This is a genomic window from Thioalkalivibrio sp. XN8 (assembly GCF_011058255.1).
Classification (GTDB): domain Bacteria; phylum Pseudomonadota; class Gammaproteobacteria; order Steroidobacterales; family XN24; genus XN24.
The window spans coordinates 127,006-140,304 of record NZ_JAALFH010000011.1 but is presented as its reverse complement, the minus strand read 5'-3'; the positions used below and the strand labels follow the sequence as shown (position 1 = coordinate 140,304).

The 13,299-nt window shown below is 71.3% G+C and carries 16 protein-coding genes; 8 read left to right on the top strand and 8 right to left on the bottom strand.

What is annotated here, in order from left to right:
• The first annotated feature begins 38 nt into the window (after positions 1-38).
• From G6N75_RS01825 to G6N75_RS01805, 5 genes are read left to right on the top strand one after another with little or no spacing between them, the layout of a single operon-like run.
• Complete coding sequence (locus tag G6N75_RS01825; RefSeq protein WP_165346353.1) at positions 39-605, top strand: hypothetical protein; 567 nt, start codon at positions 39-41, stop codon at positions 603-605.
• A complete protein-coding gene (mpl, locus tag G6N75_RS01820; protein WP_165346352.1) occupies positions 605-1,987 on the top strand; it encodes a UDP-N-acetylmuramate:L-alanyl-gamma-D-glutamyl-meso-diaminopimelate ligase in 1,383 nt (460 codons plus the stop codon). Before G6N75_RS01825 ends, mpl begins: the two co-directional genes overlap by 1 nt.
• On the top strand, positions 1,984-2,598 hold the full coding sequence (locus G6N75_RS01815) for a flavin prenyltransferase UbiX (RefSeq protein WP_165346351.1): 615 nt from the start codon (positions 1,984-1,986) through the stop codon (positions 2,596-2,598). The genes mpl and G6N75_RS01815 overlap by 4 nt, the downstream gene beginning before the upstream one ends.
• Complete coding sequence (locus G6N75_RS01810; protein WP_165346350.1) at positions 2,595-3,179, top strand: LON peptidase substrate-binding domain-containing protein; 585 nt, start codon at positions 2,595-2,597, stop codon at positions 3,177-3,179. Before G6N75_RS01815 ends, G6N75_RS01810 begins: the two co-directional genes overlap by 4 nt.
• Before the next feature lies 1 nt (position 3,180).
• Complete coding sequence (locus G6N75_RS01805; protein WP_165346349.1) at positions 3,181-3,528, top strand: DUF2007 domain-containing protein; 348 nt, start codon at positions 3,181-3,183, stop codon at positions 3,526-3,528.
• Positions 3,529-3,888: 360 nt separating this feature from the next.
• Here the strand turns inward: G6N75_RS01805 and hemL are convergent, their stop codons facing one another.
• Genes hemL through G6N75_RS01790 form a run of 3 tightly spaced genes read right to left on the bottom strand, consistent with a single transcriptional unit; the run spans position 3,889 to position 6,645 of the window.
• Positions 3,889-5,160 (bottom strand): glutamate-1-semialdehyde 2,1-aminomutase, encoded by a 1,272-nt coding sequence (gene hemL, locus G6N75_RS01800; RefSeq protein ID WP_346765466.1) that lies wholly within the window; start codon positions 5,158-5,160, stop codon positions 3,889-3,891.
• Between the two features lie 52 nt (positions 5,161-5,212).
• Complete coding sequence (gene thiE / locus G6N75_RS01795) at positions 5,213-5,863, bottom strand: thiamine phosphate synthase (RefSeq protein ID WP_165346348.1); 651 nt, start codon at positions 5,861-5,863, stop codon at positions 5,213-5,215.
• Positions 5,863-6,645: a hydroxymethylpyrimidine/phosphomethylpyrimidine kinase gene (locus G6N75_RS01790; RefSeq protein ID WP_165346347.1), complete on the bottom strand. Its 783-nt coding sequence runs from the start codon at positions 6,643-6,645 to the stop codon at positions 5,863-5,865. Before G6N75_RS01790 ends, thiE begins: the two co-directional genes overlap by 1 nt.
• Positions 6,646-6,716: 71 nt before the next feature.
• Between G6N75_RS01790 and G6N75_RS01785 the strand changes: the two genes are divergently transcribed.
• On the top strand, positions 6,717-6,881 hold the full coding sequence (locus tag G6N75_RS01785; protein ID WP_165346346.1) for a rubredoxin: 165 nt from the start codon (positions 6,717-6,719) through the stop codon (positions 6,879-6,881).
• Positions 6,882-6,915: 34 nt separating this feature from the next.
• Here the strand turns inward: G6N75_RS01785 and G6N75_RS01780 are convergent, their stop codons facing one another.
• From G6N75_RS01780 to G6N75_RS01770, 3 genes are read right to left on the bottom strand one after another with little or no spacing between them, the layout of a single operon-like run.
• Positions 6,916-7,812 carry a TraB/GumN family protein gene (locus G6N75_RS01780; protein WP_165346345.1) on the bottom strand — a complete coding sequence of 299 codons (897 nt, stop codon included), beginning with the start codon at positions 7,810-7,812 and terminating at the stop codon, positions 6,916-6,918.
• Entirely contained in the window at positions 7,813-8,397 is a 585-nt protein-coding gene (locus tag G6N75_RS01775; RefSeq protein WP_165346344.1) for a class II aldolase/adducin family protein, read from the bottom strand.
• Entirely contained in the window at positions 8,394-9,158 is a 765-nt protein-coding gene (locus G6N75_RS01770; protein WP_206202845.1) for a metallophosphoesterase, read from the bottom strand. Before G6N75_RS01770 ends, G6N75_RS01775 begins: the two co-directional genes overlap by 4 nt.
• Before the next feature lie 90 nt (positions 9,159-9,248).
• Between G6N75_RS01770 and G6N75_RS01765 the strand changes: the two genes are divergently transcribed.
• Positions 9,249-9,911 carry a class I SAM-dependent methyltransferase gene (locus G6N75_RS01765; RefSeq protein WP_165346342.1) on the top strand — a complete coding sequence of 221 codons (663 nt, stop codon included), beginning with the start codon at positions 9,249-9,251 and terminating at the stop codon, positions 9,909-9,911.
• 4 nt (positions 9,912-9,915) lie between these two features.
• Here G6N75_RS01765 and ahcY read toward each other — a convergent pair whose 3' ends face one another.
• Both ahcY and metK read right to left on the bottom strand, forming a co-directional pair.
• The gene (ahcY, locus tag G6N75_RS01760) at positions 9,916-11,334 is read right to left on the bottom strand and encodes an adenosylhomocysteinase (RefSeq protein WP_206202844.1); all 1,419 of its coding nucleotides are present in this window, start codon (positions 11,332-11,334) and stop codon (positions 9,916-9,918) included.
• An 88-nt stretch (positions 11,335-11,422) separates the two neighbouring features.
• Positions 11,423-12,577, bottom strand: a complete 1,155-nt coding sequence (gene metK / locus G6N75_RS01755) for a methionine adenosyltransferase (RefSeq protein ID WP_165346341.1) — start codon at positions 12,575-12,577, stop codon at positions 11,423-11,425.
• An 89-nt stretch (positions 12,578-12,666) separates the two neighbouring features.
• On the opposite strand from metK, the gene G6N75_RS01750 reads away from it, so the two are divergent.
• Complete coding sequence (locus G6N75_RS01750) at positions 12,667-13,221, top strand: thioredoxin family protein (RefSeq protein ID WP_165346340.1); 555 nt, start codon at positions 12,667-12,669, stop codon at positions 13,219-13,221.
• Positions 13,222-13,299: the final 78 nt, after the last annotated feature.

The following is a 13,299-nucleotide window of genomic DNA, read 5'->3' as shown; positions in this document are numbered from 1 at the left end:
ATTATCCCAGAACCTGCCGCCGTTTACGGGCGACGGGTATGATGCGCAACCATGAAGCCAACGGCAGCCCGGCCTTGATCCGGCTCTTCGTGGACATCGCCCTGCACCGGCGGGGCCCGCAGGACGTTCCGCCGGAACGGCGCGTCTTCGTCGGTGCGCTCGCCGCCTACCTGGCGGTCGGCGCCGCCGTGCTGTGGCCCTCCGCATCCGACCTGGGCGAGCTTTACGCCCAGCTCGCGGTCGACCTGGTGCTCCTGGTCGTCCTGTGCAGCAGCCTGCTCGCGCTCACCGGCCGGGCCGCGCGGGTCGGGCAGACGCTGGCGGCGCTGTTCGGGACCGGCGCCCTGCTCAGCCTGGCGGCCCTGCCCTTCGTCTGGCTGGTGGCGGGCAGCATCGGCGACCCGGCCACGCCCCCCGAGACGCTGCCCCCGGCGGCGCTGCTGGGCACGCTGGCCCTGTTCGGCCTGCTGCTGGCCTCGCTGCTGGTTACGGGCCATATCCTGCGGCATGCCCTGGAGTGGAGCTACGCGGCCGGCGTGCTGGCCGCCACCGCCTATTTCGCGCTCAGCACCTTCGTCTTCCGCAGCCTGTTCCCGGTGACCTGATGCACGTGCACATCCTCGGTATCGGCGGCACCTTCATGGCGGGCATCGCGGCGCTGGCGCGGGCGGCCGGGCATCGCGTCACGGGCTCGGACCGCCCCCTGTACCCGCCGATGAGCACCCAGCTGGCCGAGCTCGGGGTCGAGATCGTCGAGGGCTACGACCATGACCGGCTGGACCCCGCCCCGGACTGCGTCATCGTCGGCAACGTCATGCGGCGCGGCATGGACGTGGTGGAGCGGCTGCTGGACTCCGGGCTGCCGTACTGCTCCGGGCCCGAGTGGCTGGCGCGCGAGGTGCTGCACGAGCGCTGGACCCTGGCGGTGGCGGGGACGCACGGCAAGACCACCACGACCAGCATCCTCGCCTTCCTGCTGGATGCCGCCGGCCTGGAACCCGGCTTCCTGGTCGGCGGGATTCCCGCCGACTTCGGCGTTTCCGCGCGGCTCGGGAAGGCGCCCTTTTTCGTGGTCGAGGCGGACGAGTACGACACGGCCTTCTTCGACAAGCGCTCCAAGTTCGTCCATTACCGGCCCCGGACCCTGGTGCTGGGGAACCTCGAATTCGACCACGCCGACATCTTCCCGGACCTGGCCGCCATCCAGCGCCAGTTCCATCATCTCGTCCGGACGGTGCCCGGCTCCGGCCTGATCGTGTGCAAGGCGGGCGACGCGGCGCTGGCCGAAGTGCTGGCGCAGGGCTGCTGGACCCCGGTGGAATATTTCGCGGGGCCCCGGCAGGACCCGGCCGGAGGCCATGCGGCGCGGCTGGTGCCCGGCGGCTTCGAGGTGCTCGATCCCGCCGGCGAGGTCGCCGCCACGGTCCGCTGGCCGATGCCGGGCGCCCATAACGCCGAGAACGCGCTGGCGGCGATGCTGGCGGCGCGCCACGCCGGCGTGCCCCTGGCAGAGTCGGCGCGCGCGCTGGGCGCTTTCCGCGGCGTAAAGCGCCGGCAGGAATGGATCGGTACGGGCGCCGGCGTCGAACTCTATGACGATTTCGCCCATCACCCGACGGCGATCGCGCGCACGCTGCAGGCGATGCGCGACCCGGCCGGGGAGCGGCGCCTGGTGGCGGTGCTGGAGCCGCGCTCCAACACCATGCGCATGGGCGTGCACGCCGGGCAGCTGGCGCCGGCGCTGGCCGAGGCCGACCGCGCCTACGTGCTGGCGCCGCCGGAGCTCGGCTGGGATGCCGCCTCTGCGCTGGCGGCGCTGGGCCCGCGGGTCCGCGTCTGCGCGGCGCTCGAGGAGCTGGCCGCTATACTCGAGGACGAGCTGGCCGGTGGTGACCGGGTGGTGCTGATGTCCAACGGCAGTTTCGGCGGCCTGCATGGCCGCCTGCTGCGGGCGCTGCAAGCACGGGAAAGGAGCGAGAAAGGATGAGCCTGCATGTCGCGCTGGCGCTGACCGGGGCCTCGGGGGCGCAATACGGCCTGCGCCTGCTGGAATGCCTGCTGGCGGCGGACTGCCGGGTCAGCCTCATGATCTCCAAGCCGGCCCAGGTGGTGATCGGCATGGAGACCGACCTGGACCTGCCCGGGCGCAGTGCCGACATCCGGCGTTTCTTCTGCGAGCGCCACGGCGTTGACGAGGCGCGCCTGCAGGTCTACGGGCGCGAGGAGTGGACGGCGCCGGTGGCGAGCGGCTCGGCCGCGCCGGACGCGATGGTGGTCTGCCCCTGCACCACGGCCACGGTCTCGGCCCTGGCTACCGGCGCCAGCCGCAGCCTCATCGAGCGGGCCGGCGACGTGGTCCTGAAGGAGCGCCGTCCCCTGGTGCTGGTCGTGCGCGAGACGCCGTTCTCCGCCATTCACCTCGAGAACATGCTGACGCTGGCGCGCGCGGGGGCGGTGATCATGCCGGCCAATCCCGGGTTCTACCACCGGCCGCAGGCGGTCGAGGCGCTGGTGGATTTCGTGGTCGCCCGCGTGCTCGACCACCTCGGCCTGTCGCAGCGGCTCATCGCGCCCTGGGGCGCGGCGGAGGACGCATGAGCGCGCCCCTCGAGCTGCCGCTGTTCCCGTTGCAGACCGTCCTGTTCCCGGGCGGCCCGCTGCCCCTGCGCATCTTCGAGCCGCGCTACGTGGACATGATCGGCCGCTGCATGAAGACCGGCGTGGGCTTCGGCGTGACGCTCATCAAGAGCGGCGAGGAGACCAGCGCGACGACCATGCACGACTTCGGCACGGTGGCGAACATCGTCGATTTCGACCAGCTGGCGGACGGGACGCTCGGGGTGGTCGTCATCGGCAGCACGCGCTTCATGGTCCGCTCCGTGGGCCGGCAGCCGGACGGGCTCAACGTCGGCCAGGTGGAGCTGCTGGAGGATGAGCCGAAAATGTCGTTGCCGGCCCGTTTCTCGGACATGGCGCGGCTCCTCGAGGGCGTGTTCGAGGATCTCGGGCCCCAGTACCAGCACGTCACGCCGGATTTCGACGACGCGAGCTGGGTGGGTTGCCGCCTGGCCGAACTCCTGCCCATCGACCTCGAGCACAAGCAGCATTGCCTGGAGCTGTTCGACCCGGTGAAGCGGCTGGAGTACCTCGAGCCGCTGCTGCGGAGCCTGGGGCGCTGACATGAGCGGCGAGGACGCCCTGTTCGCCGGCCGCGAGCTGGTCTGCGTGAATCGCGGGACCGACCCCATCGAGGCCAGCCTGCTGGCGGGCCTGCTGCACAGCGAAGGCATACCCGCGACGGTGACGGGAGCCGACCTGGTCGGCGGCTACAGCGGCGTGCCCAAGGTGTGCGACGTGCGCCTGCTGGTGCCGGCGCGCTACCGGGCGGCGGCCGCGGACGTGCTGGAACGCTACCGCCATGAACGTCCCGCGGACGAGGAATGGACCTGCCCTGCCTGCGGCGAGGTCAACGCGGCCACTTTCGAGAGCTGCTGGAACTGCGGGCACGAGTGCGCTCCTGGCGCCTGACGCCGCTGCCTGTCAGGGCTGACGACCTGACCGCGCTCGCGGGCCGTCATCACCTCCCCTCGCTTGGAAATCTGATGCCGCTCGGCGAGGTGATGACATCCCGCGAGCGCTGCCGCGACCCCGTGGACAGCGGCACGGGCGCAGTTGCGCTGGGTGCCGAGTCCGACGCATGGGCGGTCGGGCGTGAAGTGGCCGCACGGGTGGCAGCGCACGCGCGGGTTTGCTGCGGCCCCGATGCAGCGGTGAAGCGCGTGATGCGTCACTCGAGGGCATCTCATTAACCGAGAGGGACGCATCACGCGCTCGCGCCGCGGACGGGTGTCTGGCCAGCCCTTCGCCTGCGTGCGGCGCACCCCCCGTTCAGCCGGCGAGCTGCTCCATCACCCGGCCGGCGGCGGCGACGGTGGCGTCGATGTCCGCGTCGGTGTGGGCCAGCGAGACGAAGCCGGCCTCGAAGGCCGATGGCGCCAGGTAGACGCCCTCGTCGAGCATGCCGTGGAAGAAGGCCTTGAAGCGCGCCTGGTCGCAGGCCATCACCTGGGCGAAGGTCTGGATCGGGGCGTCGCCGCTGAAGAACAAGCCGAACATGCCGCCGACCGAGTGCCCGGTGAAGGGAATCCCGGCCGCGTCGGCCGCGGCCTGGATGCCGGCGACCAGCTGCTCGGTGCGGGCGCCGAGTTCCTCGTAGAGCTCCGGCCGCAGGCGGTCGAGGGTGGCGATGCCGGCATGCATGGCGACCGGGTTGCCGGACAGGGTGCCGGCCTGGTAGACGGGGCCGAGCGGCGCGATCTGTTCCATGATCTCGCGCTTGCCGCCGAAGGCGCCCACCGGCATGCCGCCGCCGATGATCTTGCCCAGCGTCGTGAGGTCCGGCGTCACGCCGGAGATCTCCTGCACGCCGCCGCGGGCGACGCGGAAGCCGGTCATGACCTCGTCGAAAATGAGCACCGCGCCGCTGGCGTCGCAGACTTCGCGCAGCCCCTCGAGGAAGCCCGGCGCCGGCAGCACCATGTTCATGTTGCCGGCGATGGGTTCGACGATGATGCCGGCGATCTCGGCGCCGATCTCGTCGAACACCTGCCGCACCTGCTCGAGGTCGTTGTAGGTCAGGGTGATGGTGTGCTGCGCCAGCGAGGCGGGCACGCCCGGCGAAGTCGGCACGCCCAGCGTGAGCGCGCCCGAGCCCGCCTTCACCAGCAGCGAGTCCGAGTGGCCGTGGTAGCAGCCCTCGAACTTCACGATCTTGTCGCGTCCCGTGTAGCCGCGGGCCAGCCGGATGGCGCTCATGGTCGCCTCGGTGCCCGAGCTGACGAAGCGCACCAGCTCGATCGACGGCATGATTTCGCAGACCCGGCGCGCCAGCTCGGTCTCGATCGCGGTGGGCGCGCCGAAGGACAGGCCGTCGAGCGCCGCAGTGCGCACCGCCTCGATCACGTCGGGATGGGCGTGGCCGAGGATCATCGGGCCCCAGGAGCCGACGTAGTCGGTGTAGCGCCGCCCGTCCTCGCCCCAGATGTAGGCACCCGCCGCCTTGCGGATGAAGACCGGTTCGCCGCCGACCGAGCGGAAGGCACGGACGGGTGAATTGACCCCGCCGGGGATGTAACGCTGGGCTTCCTGGAACAGGTTCACGATGGCGAGTCTCCTGGATCTGGGCCGGCGCAGGGCGCGCGCGGCAAAACCGTTATTTTATCTGCGCGCGCCCGCGCTCGCAGGCTGCGGAAAGTACTTGGGCTGCCGCATGCGGGTCCGGATCGCCGAACAGGTCCCGGATCACGGCCACGGCATGAGCGCCCGCCGCGATCGTCTCGGCCGCATTGTCCCGCGTGATGCCGCCGATGGCGACCAGGGCAATCGGCAGCGTCGCCGCCAGCTCGCGGAGCAGCGCCAGCGGCGCGCGGACGGCCCCGGGCTTGGTGCCCGACGGCCATACGCTGCCGATGCCGACGTAATCGGCGCCGGCCGCGGCCGCGGCGCGGGCCCGGTCCGGCTCGTTGTAGCAGGACACGCCGATGAGCCGCTCCGGGCCGAGCAGGCGGCGGGCTTCCTGCATGCTGCAGTCCTCCCGGCCCAGGTGCAGGCCGTCGGCGCCGAGTTCTGCGGCCAGGCCCGCATCGTCATTGATGATGCAGAGCGCGCCGCCGGCCCGGCAGGCGGCCAGCACGAGCGCGGCCCGGCGACGGCGCGTGTCGGCGTCGGCCGACTTGTCGCGGTACTGGACCACGCCGGCGCCGCCGGCGATTGCCGCGGCGACGCGCTCGGCCAGCACCGCCTCCGGCAGCAGGTCCGGGTCGGTGATGGCGTACAGGCCAAAAGGCAGGGCGGGTCGTGACATCAGCGCGGCCGGCGCAGCGGCACCAGCTGCCCGCGGCCGGGCCGGAAGGCGCGCTCGAGCCAGCCGTGCACCAGGGCCTGGGCCCTGGCCACCGCCGTGTCCACCGGCTCGCCCAGCGCGATCCTGGCGGCGCAGGCGGAGGCGAGCGTGCAGCCTGAGCCGTGAAAGCTCCCTTCGAGCCGCGGCCAGCGGAACACCTGCGGCGCGCCGGCACCGTAGAGCGTGTTGACCACTTCGGCGCCCTGGTCGGTCTCGTCGCCGCCCTTGGCGAGCACCCAGTCGCAGCCGGCATCGAGCAGCGTCGCGGTTCGCTCCGCCGTGCTGTTGCCCGCCGGCGCCAGGCGCCGGATCTCCAGCGCGTTGGGCGTCAGCAGTGTAGTCAGCGGGCAAAGCCGCTCGAGTACCACGTCGACCAGTTCGTCTTCCGCCAGGCGCGCGCCCCCGGCCGCCACCAGCACGGGGTCAAGCACCACGGGAACGTCCGGATGCTGCGCCAGCAGCTCCGCCACGGCGCGTGCGATCCCGGCCGTGGCCAGCAGCCCGATCTTCACCGCCGCCACCGGGATGTCCGCCATTACCGCTGCCGCCTGCGCGGCCACCAGCTCGGGCGGGGCCGGTTCGACGGCGCTGGCGTTCACCGTGTCCTGCACTGTCAGCGCAGTGATCACGGGGGCGGGATGGGCCCCGGCTGCCGTCACGGCCTGGATGTCGGCGGCGATGCCGGCGCCGCCGGAAGGGTCATTGCCGGCGATGACGAGAACAGTGGGTGGGGTCAGGGGCATCTGGCTTGGGCCGGGAAGTTACACATGCGAGAATTCGCGCCAGTGAGAATTATCGCCGTGGCGGAGAGTCGATGAAAGCTTATATGTGCGTGATCTGCGGTTATGTCTACGAAGAGGCGGAGGGCGACCCGGACGGCGGGGTCGAGCCTGGCACCAAGTGGGACGACGTGCCGCTGAGCTGGCGCTGCCCGGACTGCGGCGCCGGCAAGGAAGACTTCGAGATGATCGAGATCTAGGCCGGGCGGTCGCGCGGCTCCCCCCCGGCCGGCGTCAGCGCGCCCGCGCCGACACCCCGGCCTGGAAGGGCACGACGAGATAGCCCCGGCGGCGCAGCTGTTCCGGCAGGCCCGCGGGGCCGACCAGGTGCAGGGCGCCCACCACCACCAGCGATGTGCCTGGCTGCTGCAGCAGCGCGGCGACCTGCGGCGTCCAGGCCGCATTGCGCTCTTCCACCAGCCGGGCGCGCAGCGCCGGGTAGCCCCGGAAATCCTCCTCCAGCGTCAGCGCCAGGGCTGCCAGGTCGGTGTCGCGCCACGCCGTGACCAGGCGGTCGGTTTCCACGGCGACGATGTCCAGTTCTTCCAGCGTCTTGCGCAACAGGTCGCGCTGGGTCTCTTCCGGCAGCGCCTTGAAGATGCCGAGCTGCTGCTCCAGCGTCTCCAGCCCCGCCGCGGGCCGGCCGTCGCGCATCGCACGCAGGCCCAGCTGGTGATCCACGCCCAGCGCGGGGTCGAAGCCGGCCGCGGCCAGCGCGCCGGTGTAGAGCGACACGGCGGCGAACCAGGGCTCGAGCCCGGCCAGCGCCGCAGGATCGACCCCCGCGTCGCGCGCCAGGGCCTCCAGCTCGCGCCAGCCGGTCGCGCCGAACAGCTCGCGGCTGCGGCGGCCGGGCGTGTCGATGCCCACCCGCTCCAGCGCCGCGGCGGTCGCCGCCGGCTCGAGCTCGGCGGGGTCGAGCTCCATCACCAGCCGGTCGGCTGCGGCGTAGGCCGCCTCGATGGTGGCCGGCAGGGGCAGGTGGCTTGCCCGCAGGAGGTGCACCGAGCCTACCAGCAGCACCTCGCCCGGCGCCCCGGGCGCCGAGACCCGCCAGGCGGGCACGGCAGCCAGCGGGCCTGCCAGCAGGCCGAGCAGCAGGAACAGGGCGAGGCGCGGGACCAGGGCCATTCAGTCGCCAGCGGTGCCGGCGACGCGCGCCAGCCAGGCGAGGCGGGCGGAGGACTCCAGCGAGCAGGTCCACTTGTAGGCCAAATCCAGCGTCTCCGCGGCCGCATAAACGCCATGGCCGCGCACGATACAGGCGCGGTGTCCGGCCAGCGCCGCCGCCACGGCGGCGGGCGAGCGGGCGACGTAGTCCTCGGGCGGGATGTCCAGTACCGGCACGCGCGGGAAATAGTAGCGGCCCTCGAAATCCCGCGGCAGGAAGTCGCCGCCGGCGAGGGTCATGGCGATGCTGTGCGGGCCGTGACTGTGGAGGACCGCGCGGGCACCGGGACTGGCGGCGTAAACGGCGAGATGCAGCGGGGCATCCAGCGAGGCGCCGGCCGGCGGCGGGCCGCCCGGCGAGCAGCGCAGCAAGGCTTCCGGCGTGAGCGTGTCGCCGCAGCAGCCGGTCGGCGTGACCCAGACCGCGTCGCCGTCGCGCACCGAGGCGTTGCCGCTGTGCGAGTCGTTCAGGCCGTGCTGCCTGAGCCAGCGGTAGTAGCGGACCAGGTCCGCGCGCGGGTCGGGCGCGCCTCCGGCGTCGCTCAAGAGACGGCCTCCACCCCTACGGGCGCCCAGCCGACGCTGGTCGCGATCCGCCCGTCGGGCAGCAGTTCCAGCCGGCGGTAGCCCGGCCCGCGCGCGGCATCGACGTCCGCGCGCTCCACGCCCGGCAGGAACTGGAAGCAGGTGGAGGGGGTGGCGAGAAAATGGACGCCGCGGCGCTGGCGCTCGAACACCTGGTGCACGTGGCCCCACACCACCCCCCGGATGCGGCTGTCGCTGTCGGCAATGCGCATGAACTCGTCGGCGTTGTCGAGCCCGACCTTGTCCAGCCAGGAGTGCACCGGCACCGGCTGGTGGTGCAGCACCACCAGCAGGTGGGGCTCCGCGGCGCGGTCGAGGACCCGCTGGAACCGCTCCAGCTCGTCCGGGGGGAGCCGGCCGCCGCCGCGGTCCCCGTCCCAGGTGGCGAGCATCACCAGCCGCCACTGCCCGAGGCGGTGGTCGCCGCAGTAGTGGAAGGGGGGCGCGGAGAGCTCGGCCGCCATGGCGGGCGGGTGGTCGTGGTTGCCCGGGATGCAGTAGACCGGCACGCCGGCCGCCTCCAGCACGCGCCGCAGGTGGCGGTAGGACTCGGGCGAGCCGTCCTGCGACAGGTCGCCCGTCGCCAGGATCGCATCGGGCGCCGGCTGCTCGTCGAGGGCCGCCGCCAGCGTCGCCTCGAGGGATTCGAGGGTGCGCCAGCCCTTGAGCGCGCCGTCGGCTGCGGCACGCACATGGCTGTCGGTGAGCTGTAGCAGCCGCAAGGGCCGTCCTGCGTCCATCTCCCTACCCGGATAGAATCGGCTTGACGGCTAGTGTAACCAATGGCGCCGGCAGAAATTGGGATGCAGTTCATGTCCAACCGGACGATTCCGCTCGACGACCGCCTCTACGACTACCTGCTCCGGGCATCGCTGCGCGAGCATTCGCTGCTGGCGCGCCTGCGGGCCGAGACCGCGGCCCACCCCCGCGTGAGCATGCAGATCGCCCCCGAGCAGGGCCAGTTCATGGCCCTGCTGGCGCGGCTCACGGGGGCGCAGCGCTGCATCGAGGTCGGGGTCTTCACCGGCTACAGCAGCCTGGCGCTGGCGCTCGCGCTGCCCCCGGAGGGGCGGATCGTCGCCTGCGACATCAGCGCGGAGTACACCGCCGTCGCCCGGCGTTACTGGGCCGAGGCCGGCGTGGCGGAGAAGATCGACCTGCGGCTGGCGCCGGCGCTGGAGACTCTCGACGGGCTCCTCGCCGCGGGCGAGGCGGCCCGCTACGACTTCGCCTTCATCGACGCCGACAAGGAAGCCTACGCGGACTACTACGAGCGCCTGCTGGAGCTGCTGCGCCCGGGCGGGCTGGTTGCGGTCGACAACACGCTGTGGGACGGGGCCGTGGCCGACCCGTCCGACAACGAGCCGGACACGGTGGCGATCCGCGCCTTCAACGCCCGGCTGCATGGCGACGAGCGGATCGACCTTTCGCTGGTGCCGATCGGCGACGGCCTGACCCTGGCACGGAAGCGCTGAGCCCTCAGTAGCGGTAGTGGTCGGGCTTGTACGGCCCCTCGACCTCGACGCCGATGTACTGCGCCTGGTCGGGCCGCAGCTTCGTCAGCTTCGCCCCGATGCGCTCGAGATGCAGGCGGGCCACTTCCTCGTCCAGGTGCTTGGGCAGGACGTAGACCTTGTTCTCGTACTGGCCGTCGTTGCCGTGCAGTTCCATCTGCGCCAGCACCTGGTTGGTGAAGCTGTTGGACATGACGAAGCTGGGGTGGCCGTGGGCGCAGCCCAGGTTCACCAGCCGCCCCTCGGCCAGCAGGATGATGCGCTTGCCGTCGGGGAAGATGATGTGGTCGACCTGCGGCTTGATGTTCTCCCACTGGTACTGCTTCAGCCCGGCCACGTCGATCTCGTTGTCGAAATGGCCGATGTTGCAGACGATCGCCTGGTTCTTCATCCGCGCCATGTGCTCGCGCGTGATGACGTGGTAGTTGCCGGTGGCGGTGACGAAGATGTCGGCCTTGTCGGCGGCCTCGTCCATGGTCACTACGCGGTAACCCTCCATGCTGGCCTGCAGGGCGCAGATCGGGTCGATCTCGGTGACCCAGACGGTGGCGCCGAGACCGCGCAGCGACTGGGCGCAGCCCTTGCCGACGTCGCCGTAGCCTGCGACCAGGGCGATCTTGCCGGCGATCATCACGTCGGTGGCGCGCTTGATGCCGTCCACCAGCGACTCGCGGCAGCCGTACAGGTTGTCGAACTTGCTCTTGGTGACCGAGTCGTTGACGTTGATGGCGGGGAAGGGCAGGCGGCCCTCCTTTTCCATCTGGTACAGGCGGTGGACGCCGGTGGTCGTCTCCTCGGTCACGCCGCGGATTGCGGCCTGGGCCTTGGCGTACCAGCCCGGGCGCGCCTCGATGCGCTTTTTGAGGGCCTGGAACAGCGCCACCTCTTCCTCGCTCGACGGGTTGTCGAGCAGGGAGGGGTCCTGTTCCGCGCGCGCCCCCAGGGTGACGGCCAGCGTGGCGTCGCCGCCGTCGTCCAGGATCATGTTCGGCAGGCCGCCGTCGCCCCATTCCAGGACGCGATGGGTGAACTCCCAGTACTCGTCCAGCGTCTCGCCCTTGAAAGCGAATACCGGCACGCCGGCGGCGGCGATGGCGGCCGCGGCATGGTCCTGGGTGGAGTAGATATTGCAGCTGGCCCAGCGCACGTCGGCGCCGAGCTCGACCAGCGTCTCGATCAGCACGGCCGTCTGGATGGTCATGTGCAGGCTGCCGGCCACGCGGGCGCCCTTGAGCGGCTTGTCCTTGCCGTACTTGGCGCGCAGGGCCATCAGGCCGGGCATCTCGGTCTCGGCGATGGCGATTTCGCGCCGGCCCCAGTCGGCCAGGCCGATGTCGGCGACGTGATAATCCGGTGTGATGGTCTGGGCTGCTTGCATGCTCATGATCGCTCCATAATGTCGGGGTCTGCGCGCCGCCGGCGGCGGTGCTGGCAGGCCTCGTGGTCCGTTCGGGAAGGCCTTCGCTGGAAACTCAGGTTTCGTTTCGCAGCAGCTCGGCCCGGTCGGTGTTTTCCCACGTGAATTCGGGGTTGTCGCGCCCGAAATGGCCGTAGGCCGCGGTGGCCCGGTAGATGGGCCGGATCAGGTCGAGCTCCTGGATGATGCCGTAGGGCGTCAGGTCGAAGTGGCGCCGCACCAGCTCGGTCAGCTTCTGGTTCGACACCTTGCCGGTGCCGAAGGTCTCGACCGTGATCGAGGTCGGCTCGGCGACGCCGATGGCGTAGGAGATCTGGATCTCGCACCGCTCGGCCAGGCCCGCGGCGACGATGTTCTTGGCGACCCAGCGCGCGGCATAGGCGGCCGAGCGGTCCACCTTGGACGGGTCCTTGCCCGAGAAGGCGCCGCCGCCGTGGCGGGCCATGCCGCCGTACGTGTCGACGATGATCTTCCGCCCCGTCAGCCCGCAGTCGCCCAGCGGGCCGCCGATGATGAACGAGCCCGTCGGGTTGATATGGAAGCGCTTGCAGGAGGCCAGCCATTCGGCCGGGATCACCGGCTGGATGATGACCTCCATCACCGCTTCCTCGAGCTCCTTGCGGCCGATGTCCGGCGCGTGCTGGGTCGAGAGCACGATTGCCTCGACGCCGGCCGGGCGGTTGTCCTTGTAGCGGAAAGTGATCTGGCTCTTGGCGTCCGGGCGCAGCCACGGCAGCGTGCCGTTCTTGCGCTCCTGGGCCTGCCGCTCCACCAGCTTGTGGGCATAGTAGATGGGGGCGGGCATCAGCGAGTCGGTCTCGCTGGTGGCATAGCCGAACATCAGGCCCTGGTCGCCTGCGCCCTGCGCCCGGGGGTCGCTCCGGTCCACGCCCTGGTTGATGTCCGGCGACTGCTTCCCGATGGCGTTCAGCACGGCGCAGGTGGCGCCGTCGAAGCCGAGCTCCGAGCTGGTGTAGCCGATGTCCAGGATGGTCTGGCGCGCCAGGTCCTCCAGGTCCACCCAGGCCTGGGTGGTGACCTCGCCGGCGACGATGGCCATGCCGGTCTTCACCATGGTCTCGACGGCGACCCGGGCTTTGGGGTCCTGCGCGAGGATGGCGTCGAGGACGGCGTCCGAAATCTGGTCGGCGATCTTGTCCGGGTGGCCCTCGGAGACCGATTCCGAGGTGAAGAGATAGTCGTTGGCCATGCGTCGGGTTCCATCAGGGGGCGGAAAAAGTCCGATAGTATACCGGCAGAGAGGCCGGCTGGCCCCGCAGTGCCGCCGAGGAGGAGCACATGGCCCGTACCGAAACCCCCGCTGTCGAGCTCGGCGCCCCCGCGCCGGACTTCCTGTTGCCCGATCCGGCGGGCCGCCGCTGGAGCCTGGCGGACTGCCGCGGCGAGCAGGGCACGCTCGTCATGTTCATCTGCAATCACTGCCCCTACGTGCAGGCGGCGCTGGCCCGCATCGTCCGCGACTGCCGGGAGCTGGCAGGACACGGCGTGCGCAGCGTGGCCATCATGCCCAACGATATCGCGGCCTATCCCCAGGACGGGCCGGAGGCGATGGCCCGGCTCGCTCATGAAGCGGGTTTCAGCTTCCCCTACCTGCTGGACGAATCGCAGGCCGTAGCGCGGGCCTTCGGGGCGGTGTGCACGCCGGACTTCTTCGGCTACGACGCCGGGCTGAAGCTGCGCTACCGCGGGCGGCTGGATGCGGCCACCCCGGGCCGCGCGGCGCCCGAGGCGGACCGGGAGCTGTTCGAGGCCATGCGCCAGGTGGCTGCGACGGGGACCGCGCCGGAGCCGCAGCTGCCCTCGGTCGGCTGCTCGATCAAGTGGCGTTCATGAGCGCAAGTCGCTGAATATACTGCGGATGCCGCTTGCGCTCGCGCTCGCCGGGCTTGCCGCTGGCGCCCGATTGGGCGA

Excerpts from the sequence above, each read along its gene's own strand:
- G6N75_RS01780 (WP_165346345.1), bottom strand. The coding sequence starts at position 7,812 with ATGGCCCTGGTCCCGCGCCTCGCCCTGTTCCTGCTGCTCGGCCTGCTG.
- G6N75_RS01825 (WP_165346353.1), top strand. The coding sequence starts at position 39 with ATGATGCGCAACCATGAAGCCAACGGCAGCCCGGCCTTGATCCGGCTC.
- G6N75_RS01765 (WP_165346342.1), top strand. The coding sequence starts at position 9,249 with ATGTCCAACCGGACGATTCCGCTCGACGACCGCCTCTACGACTACCTG.
- G6N75_RS01815 (WP_165346351.1), top strand. The coding sequence starts at position 1,984 with ATGAGCCTGCATGTCGCGCTGGCGCTGACCGGGGCCTCGGGGGCGCAA.
- metK (WP_165346341.1), bottom strand. The coding sequence starts at position 12,577 with ATGGCCAACGACTATCTCTTCACCTCGGAATCGGTCTCCGAGGGCCAC.
- thiE (WP_165346348.1), bottom strand. The coding sequence starts at position 5,863 with ATGTCACGACCCGCCCTGCCTTTTGGCCTGTACGCCATCACCGACCCG.
- mpl (WP_165346352.1), top strand. The coding sequence starts at position 605 with ATGCACGTGCACATCCTCGGTATCGGCGGCACCTTCATGGCGGGCATC.
- G6N75_RS01750 (WP_165346340.1), top strand. The coding sequence starts at position 12,667 with ATGGCCCGTACCGAAACCCCCGCTGTCGAGCTCGGCGCCCCCGCGCCG.
- G6N75_RS01790 (WP_165346347.1), bottom strand. The coding sequence starts at position 6,645 with ATGCCCCTGACCCCACCCACTGTTCTCGTCATCGCCGGCAATGACCCT.
- ahcY (WP_206202844.1), bottom strand. The coding sequence starts at position 11,334 with ATGAGCATGCAAGCAGCCCAGACCATCACACCGGATTATCACGTCGCC.
- G6N75_RS01785 (WP_165346346.1), top strand. The coding sequence starts at position 6,717 with ATGAAAGCTTATATGTGCGTGATCTGCGGTTATGTCTACGAAGAGGCG.
- G6N75_RS01810 (WP_165346350.1), top strand. The coding sequence starts at position 2,595 with ATGAGCGCGCCCCTCGAGCTGCCGCTGTTCCCGTTGCAGACCGTCCTG.
- G6N75_RS01805 (WP_165346349.1), top strand. The coding sequence starts at position 3,181 with ATGAGCGGCGAGGACGCCCTGTTCGCCGGCCGCGAGCTGGTCTGCGTG.